Annotated in this window: 11 protein-coding genes; 4 read left to right on the top strand and 7 right to left on the bottom strand. The window is 66.3% G+C overall.

Translation table 11 applies throughout. The annotated features are described in order from the left end of the window. The first annotated feature begins 50 nt into the window (after positions 1-50). Positions 51-1,373 (top strand): ammonium transporter, encoded by a 1,323-nt coding sequence (locus GDIA_RS06490; RefSeq protein ID WP_173363395.1) that lies wholly within the window; start codon positions 51-53, stop codon positions 1,371-1,373. A gap of 219 nt (positions 1,374-1,592) precedes the next feature. After that, positions 1,593-2,858 (top strand): outer membrane beta-barrel protein, encoded by a 1,266-nt coding sequence (locus GDIA_RS06495; RefSeq protein WP_012553703.1) that lies wholly within the window; start codon positions 1,593-1,595, stop codon positions 2,856-2,858. Between the two features lie 102 nt (positions 2,859-2,960). Here GDIA_RS06495 and GDIA_RS06500 read toward each other — a convergent pair whose 3' ends face one another. The 3 genes from GDIA_RS06500 to GDIA_RS06510 all read right to left on the bottom strand — a co-directional run bounded on the left by GDIA_RS06500 (position 2,961) and on the right by GDIA_RS06510 (position 6,576). Beyond that, positions 2,961-3,203: a hypothetical protein gene (locus tag GDIA_RS06500; protein ID WP_012553704.1), complete on the bottom strand. Its 243-nt coding sequence runs from the start codon at positions 3,201-3,203 to the stop codon at positions 2,961-2,963. A gap of 325 nt (positions 3,204-3,528) precedes the next feature. Further along, on the bottom strand, positions 3,529-5,352 hold the full coding sequence (gene typA / locus GDIA_RS06505; protein ID WP_012223307.1) for a translational GTPase TypA: 1,824 nt from the start codon (positions 5,350-5,352) through the stop codon (positions 3,529-3,531). A gap of 207 nt (positions 5,353-5,559) precedes the next feature. Next, the gene (locus GDIA_RS06510) at positions 5,560-6,576 is read right to left on the bottom strand and encodes an adenosine kinase (protein WP_012223305.1); all 1,017 of its coding nucleotides are present in this window, start codon (positions 6,574-6,576) and stop codon (positions 5,560-5,562) included. Between the two features lie 258 nt (positions 6,577-6,834). Between GDIA_RS06510 and GDIA_RS06515 the strand changes: the two genes are divergently transcribed. After that, entirely contained in the window at positions 6,835-7,494 is a 660-nt protein-coding gene (locus tag GDIA_RS06515; protein WP_244455113.1) for a bactofilin family protein, read from the top strand. Positions 7,495-7,629: 135 nt separating this feature from the next. Here the strand turns inward: GDIA_RS06515 and GDIA_RS06520 are convergent, their stop codons facing one another. Continuing rightward, complete coding sequence (locus GDIA_RS06520) at positions 7,630-8,328, bottom strand: GcrA family cell cycle regulator (RefSeq protein WP_012223302.1); 699 nt, start codon at positions 8,326-8,328, stop codon at positions 7,630-7,632. Between the two features lie 136 nt (positions 8,329-8,464). Beyond that, positions 8,465-9,646, bottom strand: coding sequence for a ribonuclease D (rnd, locus tag GDIA_RS06525; RefSeq protein WP_012223297.1), 1,182 nt, complete (start codon positions 9,644-9,646; stop codon positions 8,465-8,467). A 106-nt stretch (positions 9,647-9,752) separates the two neighbouring features. On the opposite strand from rnd, the gene queF reads away from it, so the two are divergent. After that, complete coding sequence (queF, locus tag GDIA_RS06530; RefSeq protein ID WP_012223295.1) at positions 9,753-10,232, top strand: preQ(1) synthase; 480 nt, start codon at positions 9,753-9,755, stop codon at positions 10,230-10,232. Positions 10,233-10,318: 86 nt separating this feature from the next. Here the strand turns inward: queF and atpC are convergent, their stop codons facing one another. Continuing rightward, complete coding sequence (atpC, locus tag GDIA_RS06535; RefSeq protein WP_012553706.1) at positions 10,319-10,741, bottom strand: ATP synthase F1 subunit epsilon; 423 nt, start codon at positions 10,739-10,741, stop codon at positions 10,319-10,321. 31 nt (positions 10,742-10,772) lie between these two features. Next, positions 10,773-12,254, bottom strand: coding sequence for a F0F1 ATP synthase subunit beta (atpD, locus tag GDIA_RS06540; RefSeq protein ID WP_012223291.1), 1,482 nt, complete (start codon positions 12,252-12,254; stop codon positions 10,773-10,775). Positions 12,255-12,279: the final 25 nt, after the last annotated feature.

The raw sequence follows: 12,279 nt of genomic DNA on the forward strand, positions 1-12,279 counted from the left end.
GGTCAAATTCCTGCTTCAGACGATTGACGCTGGCGGCCCCGGCCGCCGCGATGGCCCTGCTGGCCGCCCCGTCGATCGCATCCGCCGCCGATCCGGCCCCTCCTCCCCCGATCAACACCGGCGATACCGCCTGGATGCTGACCAGCACCGCGCTGGTGCTGATGATGACCGTGCCGGGCCTGGCCCTGTTCTATGGCGGCATGGTCCGCAAGAAGAACGTGCTGGCCACGCTGATGCAGTCCTTCGCCATCTGCTGCATCATCACCGTCCTGTGGATGGTCGCGGGCTACAGCCTGACGTTCGGCACCGGGTCGCCCTATATCGGCGATCTGTCCCGCTTCATGCTGAACGGCATCGGCGCGCAGATTTCCAAGGGGTCCGATGTCGGCTTCACGCTGGGGCTGGGGTCGGCCAACGCCACGGTGATGACAATCCCCGAGAGCGTCTTCATGATGTTCCAGATGACGTTCGCGATCATCACCCCGGCGCTGATCGCCGGCTCGTTTGCCGAGCGCATGAAGTTCAGCGCGCTGTGCGTCTTCACCATCCTGTGGTCGCTGCTGGTCTATGCGCCGATCGCCCACTGGGTCTGGAGCCCGCTGGGCTGGGTCGCGGGGTTCGGCGCCGTCGATTTCGCCGGCGGCACCGTGGTGCACATCAATGCCGGCATCGCAGGCCTGGTCACGGCGCTGGTGCTGGGCAAGCGGCAGGGCTACGGCCAGGACGATATGTCGCCCTTCAACCTGACCTATGCCGTCATCGGCGCGTCGCTACTATGGGTCGGCTGGTTCGGCTTCAATGCCGGGTCGGCCGTGGGCTCCAACGGCCGCGCCGGCATGGCGATGGCGACGACGCAGATCGCGACCGCCGCCGCCGGCCTGTCCTGGATGCTGGCCGAATGGGCCCGCACCGGCAAGCCGACGGTGCTGGGCATCATTTCCGGCGCGGTGGCGGGCCTGGTCGCGATCACGCCCGCCGCCGGCTTCGTGCTGCCGGGCGGGGCGCTGGTCATCGGCCTGATCACGGGCGCCGTGTGCTATTTCGCGGCGACGTCGCTGAAGCACATGCTGGGCTATGACGACAGCCTGGACGCCTTCGGCGTGCATGGCATCGGCGGCATCCTGGGCGCGCTGCTGACCGGTGTGCTGGCCTATGGCCCGCTTTCGGCCACCGACGCCAACCCCGCCGGGGTCGTGGGGTCGTTCGCGCAGTTCGTCACCCAGGCCAAGGCCGTGGGCGTCACCATCGTCTGGTGCGGCGTCGTGACCTTCATCCTGCTGAAGATCGTCGACCTCGCCATCGGCCTGCGCGTCACCACCGAACAGGAACAGCAGGGTCTCGACATGTCCCTCCATGGCGAAAAGATAAGCTGATCGTTCCGGAAACGGGCGGCGCGTCATGCGCCACCCGTTAATATCAGAAAAATACAGTAATATTTAAGCAATACATAATAACGCACGAGATTTTCTCGGGCACAAACAAACAATATAAATTATTTTATCCTCATATATATCCGACATACGCGCTCGGTCGGTCGACGATTATTTCGCATTCGGACAATGGGCGCCTATTGTACGGAATGGGAAGATTCCATGAAGCTGATATCTCATGTCCTTACGATTATCGTGTGTTCCGTCGGCGTGGCCGTGGCCCTGAAACCCGTTGCCGCGCGCGCCCAGGTGACCATCTTCCAGAAATCCGGCCCCTCATCCGATTTCGATGCCTGGCTGCAGGGCATAACCCTGACCGGGCAGATCGAGGGCGGCATCGACGCCAATCCCGCCCGGCCCGACAACGGCATCAATTTCGGCAACTTCCTGGGGGACCACGCCAATCAGGTGCAGCTCAACCAGGTGGCGCTGACCCTTGCCAGGGCCATCGACCCGACGAAGGCCGAATACCAGATCGGCTTCACGCTCGAAGCGCTCTACGGCTCGGACGCACGCTATTACCACCTGCTGGGCATTTCCGACCACATGACGTCGGACCGCTATCAGCTCATTCCCGCCCAGGCCCACGTCGATACCCACCTGCCATGGCTGACGAAGGGGGGGCTGAACATGCAGGCGGGCATCCTGCAGGCCCCCATGGGGGTCGAAACCCTGGACCCGACAACGCGGCCCTTCTATTCTCTGGCCTATACGTCGGAATATTCGGTGCCGTTCCAGCATGTCGGCGCGATGTTCAAATGGCACGTGATCGATATGCTCGACGTCACCTTCGGCATCGATACCGGCAACCAGACGACGTTCGGCCGCAGCGACAACAATGACGCACCGGCCGGCTATTTCGGCTTCAACCTGAACAACCTGGCACACGGCAAACTGACCATCATCGAACTCAGCCGTGTCGGACCCGAAGATTCGGTGAAGGTCCTGGGCTCGCCCGCCAATCACCTGAATCGATTCTGGAACGATATCAACGCGACCTATGCCATCACGGACAAGCTGTCGGTCACCGGCGAATTCAACTACCTGCACGATGACGGGCTGCGGGCGGATACGACCAGCTTCGTCAGCTTCCTCAGCTACAAGATCACGCCGACCCTGACCTTCAATTATCGCGGCGAAATCTATCGCGACAATACCGGCCTGTTCGTCGCCAGCTTCCTGACCAACCGGGCCTATATGCAGGCCGTCGCCGGCATTCCCGCCCCCGCGGAATCCGCCCCGCCGACCACCTATGGCGAACTGACGCTGGGCGTCACCTACAAGCCGGATCTGGGCCACCATATCCGGGTGTTCGAGATCCGGCCCGAAATCCGCTTCGACCGGTCGCTGAACGGCACGACGCCCTTCAACGACGGACGGAACACGGGCGTGTTCACGTTCGGCGGCGACGCCGTGCTGGGTTTCTGATCGTCCCGGCATGCGGCGGTGACAAAAAAAGCGGGGACGGCAAACCGTCCCCGCTCTTTCGTGCCGGCAGGGCCGAAGCCCCGCCGCCGTGCGATCAGCCGATCACTTGGAAGGCGCGGTGGCCTTCTTGTGGTGCGAGCCGTGATGCGAGTGCTTCTTCGGCGCTTCGCTGGAAGTCGCCGGAGCAGCCGGGGTGGCCGGCGCGGCCGGAGCAGCCTCGGGCGCGGCCGGGGCGGCGGGCGCTGCCGGAGCCGCCGGGGTTTCCTGCGCCATCGCCGGGACAGCGGCGCCCATCAGGGCAACGGTAGCAACGGCGGCCAAGAACCGACGAGTCGAAACGATCATTGAATCTCTCCAGAATCAGGACGTCATCCCAAGGCCCAGACCAGTAATCGGAGAGGCTTTCCCAAGTCGGGCAAAAGTACAGCGCCGCACACGGTCCGTGCCCGCCGTTGCTAGCACGCCGCACCGCGTCCGTCTCGCATTAAAATTTATCAAGAAAAACCCCAGGATAGGGTTGTGCCGTCAGGGCCACGGATTCGCAATTATAAAAACATTACGAATTATATCACTTCCGAAATATGTCCGGGCCCGTGGCCGGCACGTGGCCGGGCGGATCACCCGACCACGTGGAAACACCTTGAAAACGCCCGGTTAAAGCGGGACGCGGTCAGGCCGAGGCGCCCTGGCGGTCGCGCTTCTTGCGCTCATGCGGGTCCAGGTAGCGCTTGCGGATTCGCACCGCGCTGGGCGTGACCTCGACCAGTTCGTCGTCCTCGATATAGGCGATCGCCTGTTCCAGGCTCATCTTCCGGGGCGGGGTCAGCAGCAGCGCGTCGTCCTTGCCGGCGGCGCGGATGTTCGTCAGCTTCTTTTCGCGGACCGGATTCACTTCCAGGTCGTTCTCACGCGAATGCTCGCCGATGATCATGCCGACATAGACCTTTTCGCCCGCATCGACGAACAGGGTCCCGCGCTCCTGCAACGAGAACAGCGAGTACTGCGTCGTCGCCCCGTCTTCCGACGAGATCAGAGACCCGTTGCGACGCCCCTCGATCGCGCCGGCCCAGGGCTGGTAGCCGGCGAACAGCCGGTTCATGATGCCCGTGCCGCGCGTGTCGGTCAGGAATTCGCCGTGATAGCCGATCAGGCCGCGCGACGGGATCAGGAAGGTCAGGCGCACCTTGCCGCCGCCCGACGGCTGCATGTCCTGCATCAGGCCCTTGCGCTGCGCCATCTTCTCGACCACCACGCCCGAATAGGGCTCGTCGACGTCGATCAGGACCTCTTCGAACGGCTCTTCGCGCTCGCCGGTCTCCTCGTTGGTGCGAAACAGCACCCGGGGGCGGCCGATGGTCAGTTCGAAACCCTCGCGGCGCATCTGCTCGATCAGCACGCCAAGCTGCAGTTCGCCACGGCCCGCGACCTCGAACGCCTCGCTTTCGGGGCTGTCGGTCACGCGGATGGCGATGTTGCCCTCGGTTTCCTTGAACAGGCGGTCGCGGATCTGGCGCGACGTCACCTTCTTGCCCTCGCGGCCGCCCAGCGGGCCGTCATTCAGGCGGAAGGTCATCGACAGGGTCGGCGGATCGACGGGGGTCGAGGCCAGCGGCTCGGTGATTTCGGGCGAGGCGATGGTTTCGGGAATGGTCGCCTCGGACAGGCCCGCGACCGCGACGATGTCACCGGCCTCGGCTTCCTCCACCGGCACGCGCTCCAGTCCGCGGAAGGACAGCAGCTTGGTCAGGCGTCCGGTTTCGACCACCGAGCCGTCGGGACGCAGCACGCGCACCGGCATGTTGACCTTGGCGCGTCCCTGCTCGACGCGGCCGGTCAGCACGCGGCCAAGGAAGTTGTCGTTTTCCAGGATGGTGGCGACCATGGCGAAGGGCGCGTCCTTATCCACCTGCGGCGGCGGAACGTGCCGCACGATCAGGTCGAACATCGGGGCCAGGTCCTTGCGCGCGCCCTCCAGTTCCTCATCCGCCCAGCCCTGGCGGCCCGAGGCGAAGAGCATCGGGAAATCGAGCTGCTCGTCGTTCGCGCCCAGGGCGGCGAACAGGTCGAAGATCTCGTTGTGCACTTCGTCGGGGCGGGCGTCGCCGCGATCGATCTTGTTCACCACCACGATCGGCTTCAGGCCGCGGGCCAGCGCCTTGCCGACCACGAACTTGGTCTGCGGCAGCGCGCCCTCGGCCGCGTCCACCAGCACCACGGCGCCGTCCACCATGCTGAGGATCCGCTCGACCTCGCCGCCGAAATCGGCGTGGCCCGGCGTATCGATGATGTTGATGCGGGTGTCCTTCCACACCACCGACGTGCACTTGGCCAGGATCGTGATGCCGCGTTCGCGTTCCAGGTCGTTGCTGTCCATCGCACGCTCGGCGACGTGCTGGTTTTCGCGGAACGAGCCCGACTGCTTCAGCAACTGGTCAACCAGCGTGGTCTTGCCATGGTCGACGTGGGCGATGATGGCGATATTGCGAATATCCATAACGTGTGTGACCTGACTTCCTTCGCGGGCACCCGACGGGCGTGCCGGCCGGCCCGCGCACCTTGCGCCACGGCCGACCCGCAGATGATTCCGTATTCCCGGGGTTGATAGAGGGGACGCACGCGGATTGCACGCGAAACTTCGCGGCCGGCGCCCCGGCCACGCACAGGGCAGGTATCAGACGCGCGCCCCGCAGCCTTCCGGAGGCTACAGTTCCATGTCCTGGCGCAGGTTGACCAGCGGACGCGCGCCGTAATGCGAGATGATCTCGGACGCCGCGACGCTGCCCAGCCGGCCGCATTCCTCAAGCGTGCGGCCCGAGGTCCAGCCCGCCAGGAAGCCGGCGGCATAGGCGTCACCCGCGCCCGTGGTATCGACCACCTGCGTCGCCACGGGGGGGACGTCGATCCGCTCGCCCTCCCGGATGATGGCGCTGCCCTGGCCGGAGCGGGTCACGACGGCGAAATGCGTGTCGGCGGCGGCGTGCTCCATCGCCGTCGTGAAATCCTCGGTCTGGTACAGCGAACAGATTTCCTCCTCGTTCGCGAACAGGATGTCGATATGGCCCCGCACCAGCTCGCGGAACGCATCGCGATGGCGGGCGACGCAGAACGGGTCGGACAGCGACAGCGCCACCTGCCGCCCTGCCCCGTGGGCCAGCGACGCGGCATGGCGGAATGCGTCCTGCGCGTGCGGGGGATCGAACAGGTACCCTTCCAGATACGTCACGCAGGCGCTGGCGACGACCTCCTCCACGACGTCCTGGGGCCCGAACGAGACGCAGGCCCCCAGATAGGTATTCATGGTCCGCTGGCCGTCCGGCGTGACCAGTACCAGGCAGCGCGCCGTCGGCTGTTCCTGCGCGATGCGGCCGGTCAGGAACGAGGACGGAAAGAAGATGCCGGAATCCTGCAGGTCGGCCGCGAAGGTCCGGCCCGGGGCGTCGTCCGCGACCTTGCCCAGATAGGCGACCCGCGCGCCCATGTTGGATGCCACGACGCAGGTGTTGGCAGCCGACCCGCCGCCCATTTCGCGTTCGCGATGGATCTTGTTGTACAGGGCTTCGGCACGCTCGGCGTCGATCAGCATCATGCTGCCGGAAATCATGTCATGCTCGGTCAGGAAGGCCGGATCGACCGGTGCCAGGACGTCGATGATCGCGTTGCCGATCCCCAGCAGGTCGAAGCGACAATCCTTTGCGGCGTCGCCGTTCGTCACAGACATTCCATTCCTCCCGCGCGGACCGGATTTTCCGACGCCGTGCCATTAAATAACCAAGATCATCAATCAAACGCGCCCTTTCGCTAACATCGGAGCGGCACGGTCGCAATGGCACACATTTCTTGTCCGTAAGCTTGACGCTTCAGGCTTGTTCGGGCCCAATCAGGGCGTGTAATCGTTGCCCACACCGTTTTTCGAAAAAATCCTCCGACCGGCCGGGCCCCCGCCCGGCCCCACCCACGACACTCAGCGGGGTATCTTTTGTTCAAACGACGCAAACCAGAAGACGAAGCAGCCCCCCCGGGCCGTCCCGCCAGTCCGCAGACGAGCTTCCCGCCGCCGCCTGCCGGTGTTTCGTCCCCCCGTTCCGCCGCCGCATCCGGTCCCGGCGCACCGTCCGCCCCTGCCGTTCCGCCCAAGGAGAATGCCCCCATGGCCCGTGCCCCGTTCCCGCCCGCTCCGCCGCCCGGCCCCGGCGCCGTTCCGCCGCCGCGCACCGGCATGGCCGCGTCGCCGCGCAAGGACAGTGCCGAACGCCGGACGCTGGTCGTGGGGCACGGGATCAGCGTGCAGGGTACCATCCAGGATGCCGAGCGCCTGGTTGTGGAGGGCACGGTCGAATCCACGATGATCCACGCCCATGAACTGCAGGTCGCCCATGGCGGCATGTTCCGTGGCGAGGTCGAGGTCGAGGACGCGGATCTGGCCGGCACCATCGACGGCACCCTGACCGTGCGCGGCAGCCTGACCATCCGGTCCACCGGCCGCCTGCTGGGCAAGGCGAAATGCCGCCGGCTGCAGGTCGAGGATGGCGGGCAGGTCACCGGCCAGCTTGAGATGATCACCACGCCGGCGTCGGCCGCCGCCGAGGTCCCGGCCCCGGAAACCCCGGTCGCGCCCGAAGTGCCCGAACCGATCTGACGGACGATCTCATTCGCCAGACTGCTGCGACGCGGACGTCGCAGCAGTAACGACGGTATTTCCAAAATAAAAAAACCGTTGTGGACCCTGCGATCCACAACGGTTTTTTTGATCCTGTTCCAGCGTGCGAAGCCGTCAGGCGACGTTGTCCCGCCGGTCGCGCAGCTTGACATAGGCAAGCTGCGCGTGTTCGGCGCAGTACGGCTTGCCGGGTACCGGCGTGCCGCCGCAGAAGTGAAAGCCCGGCGTACCCGGGTCGCCCAGCGGCCAGCAGCAGGTCAGGCCGCTGCGGCGCGGGGCCGGAGCCGTAACGGCACGCAGCGGGGCACGCGGTTCCGGCCGGGTGGCCGCGCGGGCTTCCACCGTGCTTTCGGCCTTGCTTTCGGTCGCCGGCGCCGGCGCCGGAGAAACCGGCTGCGGAGAGGACGGAGCCACGGCAGCCGGGGGCGCGGAACCCTGCGGCGCGGGACGGATTTCGGCGACGACGGCCGGCGCCACGGTCGCCGGACGGGGCTCCGCCGCTGCGACGGGCGTCACGCTGTCCGACGCCATGGCCGGAGAGGCGACGGGGGTCGGAGCGGCAGGGGATGACGCGACAACGGGCGCCACTGCGGGCACTGGTGTCGGGGTCGTCGCCTTCTGTTCCATCGCCCGGGCGGGTGCCGGGGGCCTGCGGATCGGGGACGGACGCGACTGAAGGCCAAGACGATGCGCCTTGCCCACGACCGCGTTTTTCGTCACCGCAAGCTGACGCCCGATCTCGGCCGTCGACAGCCCCTGCTGCCAAAGCTCGCGAAGACGCGCGATCGTCTCCTCGGTCCATTCCATTGCCATGCCCCATCTCTCCTTACGAAGAATAGGCGGAAATTAAGCCTATCTTGTGGTCGACTCAACCATTCCACCACAAAATCTTGTGGACAAGGCTGGGCATAACCTGTTCGCAACCCCTGTAAAACAGGTGCGCGACCTGTCAGGCGGGAATGCGCTTGACGCGGGTGCCATCGACCCCCAGCAGCATCCGGCCGTCCTTCAGGGCCAGGGCTTCGTCACCGAACACCGTGCGGCGCCATCCCTGCAGCAGCGGCAGGTCGGGCTCGGGCTCCAGCGCCAGGCGGTCCAGGTCCTCGGACGAGGCGACCAGCCGCGGCGCCACGTCATGTTCCTCGCAGCAGGCAGCCAGCAGGACCTTCAGCAGGGCGACCAGCGCCGGCGACGGGCGGGGCCCCTCCTTGCCCTTCTGCTGGCGCGGCAGGGCGCCGTCGGGCAGCGCCCGGGCGGCCGCCACGGCTTCGAGGATGCCGGTGCCGCTCTTGCCTTCGGCGAAGCCGCGCGACACGCCGCGAATGCGGGCCAGGGCATCGACATCCGCCGGGGCGGTGGCCGCGATTTCCAGCAGGCTTTCATCCTTCAGCAGCCGCTGGCGCGGAACGTTCACCCGCTGGGCCTCGCGCTCGCGCCACGCGGTAATGGCCCGCAGCACGCCCAACATGCGCCGGTTCGAGGTCCGGGGCCGCATCCGCTCCCACAGGGTTTCGGGATCGGGGCGGAAGGTCGCGGGATCGGACAGGACGGCCAGGTCGGACGCCACCCAGTCCAGCCGGCCCTCGCGCTCCAGCCGTTCGAGCAGCAATTGATAGACCGTCCGCAGATGCGTGACGTCGGCGGCGGCGTAGGCGATCTGCGCCTCGGACAGGGGGCGCGCCGACCAGTCGGAAAACCGGTGCGCCTTGTCGATATGCGCGCCGGTCAGCGAGGCGACCAGATTGTCGTACCCCACCTGGTCGCCGAACCCCGCGACCATCGCCGCGACCTGGGTATCGAACAGGGCGGCCGGCAAATGACCAAAGAGGTACAGGAAGATTTCCAAATCCTGCCGCGCCGCGTGGAAGACCTTGACGACCTCCGGGTCGTCCAGCAGGACCCCCAGCGGGGCCAGGTCGATGCCCGGGGCCAGCGTGTCCACCACCACGACCTCGTCCTGGCCGGCCAGTTGTACCAGGCACAGTTCGGGCCAGTAGGTCCGTTCGCGGACAAATTCGGTATCGATCGAAACGAACGGCTCGCGCCGCAGGCGTTCGACGACCCCCGTCAGGTCTTCAGTGGTGGTAATCAGGACCGGATCGGGAAAACCCGCTTTGGATGTGCGCGCCATTCCGTCCTGTTATCATGGGCCACGGTCGGTGCGAAGACCCGGCGCTTGACGGCGGCGGTCCCGCTCTGACATCACCCCCCTACCCCCAAGCGCAAGGATACGAGACGTGAGCGCACCCACCCGCCCGGACGATGGCAGCCAGACCCTGACCCAGCTGGGCCAGGCCACGATCCAACCCGCCCGCCCGGAAGACGCGACGCTGGAGCGCGTGCCCGCGCCGCATCCCGGACGTCGCTACGTGGTCCGGTTCACCGCCCCGGAATTCACCTCGCTGTGTCCGGTGACGGGGCAGCCGGATTTCGCGCATCTGGTCATCGACTACATCCCCGACCAGTGGATCGTCGAGAGCAAGTCGCTGAAGCTGTTCCTGACCAGCTTCCGCAACCATGGCGCCTTCCACGAAGCGTGCTCGATCCAGATCGCGACCACGCTGGTCGATCTGCTGTCACCGGTCTGGCTGCGGATCGGGGCGTACTGGTACCCGCGCGGCGGCATGCCGATCGACGTGTTCTGGCAGACCGGGCCGGCACCCGAGGGCGTGTGGATTCCGGCGCAGGACGTGCCGGGATATCGCGGGCGGGGCTGAAGGATTTTTGAAGCGGCCTCTACGAACCCCAAACGAAAACAGCACCCCGAAGGGTGCTGCCATCGTCTTGCGTCAAACGGGGGCGGTTACGCGCCCTGGACCGCTGGGCCGCCCGCCGCTTCGATTTCCGCGCGGGCCGACTGCATCTTGGCCATCAGCAGGTCCAGCACCGGCACGTTCATCTTGTCGGCCTTGTCGTACGAGGCTTCCAGTTCCGCCAGACGGGCCTGGGCCGCCTCGACCGACAGGTCGGACAGCGCGGTCGCCTGGTCGGCCAGGATGGTGCAGCTTGTCTCCGTCATGTCGGCGAAGCCGCCGGCCACGAAGAACCGGTCCGTCACCGCCCCGTCCTGATGCAGTTCGACGACACCACCGCGCAGCAGCAGCATCATCGGCGCATGGTCGGGCATGGCGGCGATATCGCCCTCCAGGCCCGGGATCAGCGCCATGTCGACCGCGCGCGAGAAGAGGACCTTCTCGGGGCTGACGATCTCGACCTTAATCGGCATCAACTGACTTCCTTGCGCGGGATCGGGCCGGTCAGGCCGTTTCCTTCATCTTCTCGGCCTTGGCCACCGCTTCCTCGATCGATCCGACCATGTAGAACGCGCCTTCCGGCAGATGGTCGTATTCGCCGGCCACGATCGCCTTGAACGAACGCACCGTGTCTTCCAGCGACACCAGCTTGCCCGGCGCGCCGGTGAAGACTTCGGCCACGTGGAAGGGCTGCGACAGGAAGCGCTGGATGCGGCGGGCACGCGCCACCACCTGCTTGTCGTCCTCGGACAGTTCGTCCATGCCCAGGATCGCGATGATGTCCTGCAGCGACTTGTAGGTCTGCAGGATACGCTGCACGTCGCGGGCCACCTGGTAATGCTCCTCGCCCACGATCTTGGGGTCCAGCGAGCGCGAGGTGGAATCCAGCGGATCGACGGCGGGGTAGATGCCCATTTCCGCGATCGAGCGGTTCAGCACCGTCGTCGCGTCCAGATGGGCGAAGGTCGCGGCCGGCGCCGGGTCGGTCAGATCGTCGGCCGGAACGTAGACGGCCTGCACCGAGGTGATCGATCCCTTCTTCGTCGAGGTGATACGCTCCTGCAGCGCGCCCATTTCGGTCGCCAGCGTCGGCTGGTAGCCCACGGCGGAGGGGATACGGCCCAGCAGGGCCGAGACCTCGGCGCCCGCCTGCGTGAAGCGGAAGATGTTATCGACGAAGAACAGGACGTCCTGGCCTTCCTCGTCACGGAAATACTCGGCCAGGGACAGGCCCGACAGCGCGATGCGCGCACGCGCGCCCGGCGGCTCGTTCATCTGGCCGTAGACCAGCGCCACCTTCGAGCCCTCGGTCGTGTCCTCGCCCAGCTTGATCACGCCGGCATCCTGCATTTCGTAATACAGGTCGTTGCCTTCGCGCGTGCGCTCGCCGACGCCCGCGAACACCGACACGCCGCCATGGGCCTTGGCGATGTTGTTGATCAGTTCCTGGATGATGACGGTCTTGCCCACGCCGGCGCCGCCGAACAGGCCGACCTTGCCGCCCTTCAGGTACGGGCACAGCAGGTCGACGACCTTGATGCCCGTGACCAGGATCTCGGTCGCGGCGGCCTGCTCGTCGAAGGACGGGGCCTTGCGATGGATCGGATAGCGCTTGTCGGACTTCACCGGGCCGCGCTCGTCGATCGGCTCGCCGATCACGTTCAGGATGCGGCCCAGCGTGCCGGGGCCGACGGGAACCGTGATCTGGCCGCCGGTCGCCACGACTTCGGTCCCGCGCATCAGGCCGTCGGTCGTGTCCATGGCGATGCAGCGTACTTCATGCTCGCCGATTTCCTGGGCGACTTCCAGCACCACGGTCTGGCCGTTGAAGGTCACGTGCAGTGCATCGAGGATGTGCGGCAGCGTGCCCTCGAACTGCACGTCGACGACGGCGCCGCGCACCTGCGTCACGCGCCCGACGATGTTGCTGTGCTGCGAGGCGCCCTGCGCTGCGACAGGAGCCTCGTTCTGTGTGGTTTCCGACATGGGTCAGCTCCTGCGACGAGGGGAC

This window comes from Gluconacetobacter diazotrophicus PA1 5 (assembly GCF_000021325.1).
GTDB lineage: Bacteria > Pseudomonadota > Alphaproteobacteria > Acetobacterales > Acetobacteraceae > Gluconacetobacter > Gluconacetobacter diazotrophicus.

Excerpts from the sequence above, each read along its gene's own strand:
- GDIA_RS06500 (WP_012553704.1), bottom strand. The coding sequence starts at position 3,203 with ATGATCGTTTCGACTCGTCGGTTCTTGGCCGCCGTTGCTACCGTTGCC.
- typA (WP_012223307.1), bottom strand. The coding sequence starts at position 5,352 with ATGGATATTCGCAATATCGCCATCATCGCCCACGTCGACCATGGCAAG.
- GDIA_RS06495 (WP_012553703.1), top strand. The coding sequence starts at position 1,593 with ATGAAGCTGATATCTCATGTCCTTACGATTATCGTGTGTTCCGTCGGC.
- atpC (WP_012553706.1), bottom strand. The coding sequence starts at position 10,741 with ATGCCGATTAAGGTCGAGATCGTCAGCCCCGAGAAGGTCCTCTTCTCG.
- GDIA_RS06490 (WP_173363395.1), top strand. The coding sequence starts at position 51 with ATGGCCCTGCTGGCCGCCCCGTCGATCGCATCCGCCGCCGATCCGGCC.
- GDIA_RS06520 (WP_012223302.1), bottom strand. The coding sequence starts at position 8,328 with ATGGCAATGGAATGGACCGAGGAGACGATCGCGCGTCTTCGCGAGCTT.
- atpD (WP_012223291.1), bottom strand. The coding sequence starts at position 12,254 with ATGTCGGAAACCACACAGAACGAGGCTCCTGTCGCAGCGCAGGGCGCC.
- GDIA_RS06510 (WP_012223305.1), bottom strand. The coding sequence starts at position 6,576 with ATGTCTGTGACGAACGGCGACGCCGCAAAGGATTGTCGCTTCGACCTG.
- rnd (WP_012223297.1), bottom strand. The coding sequence starts at position 9,646 with ATGGCGCGCACATCCAAAGCGGGTTTTCCCGATCCGGTCCTGATTACC.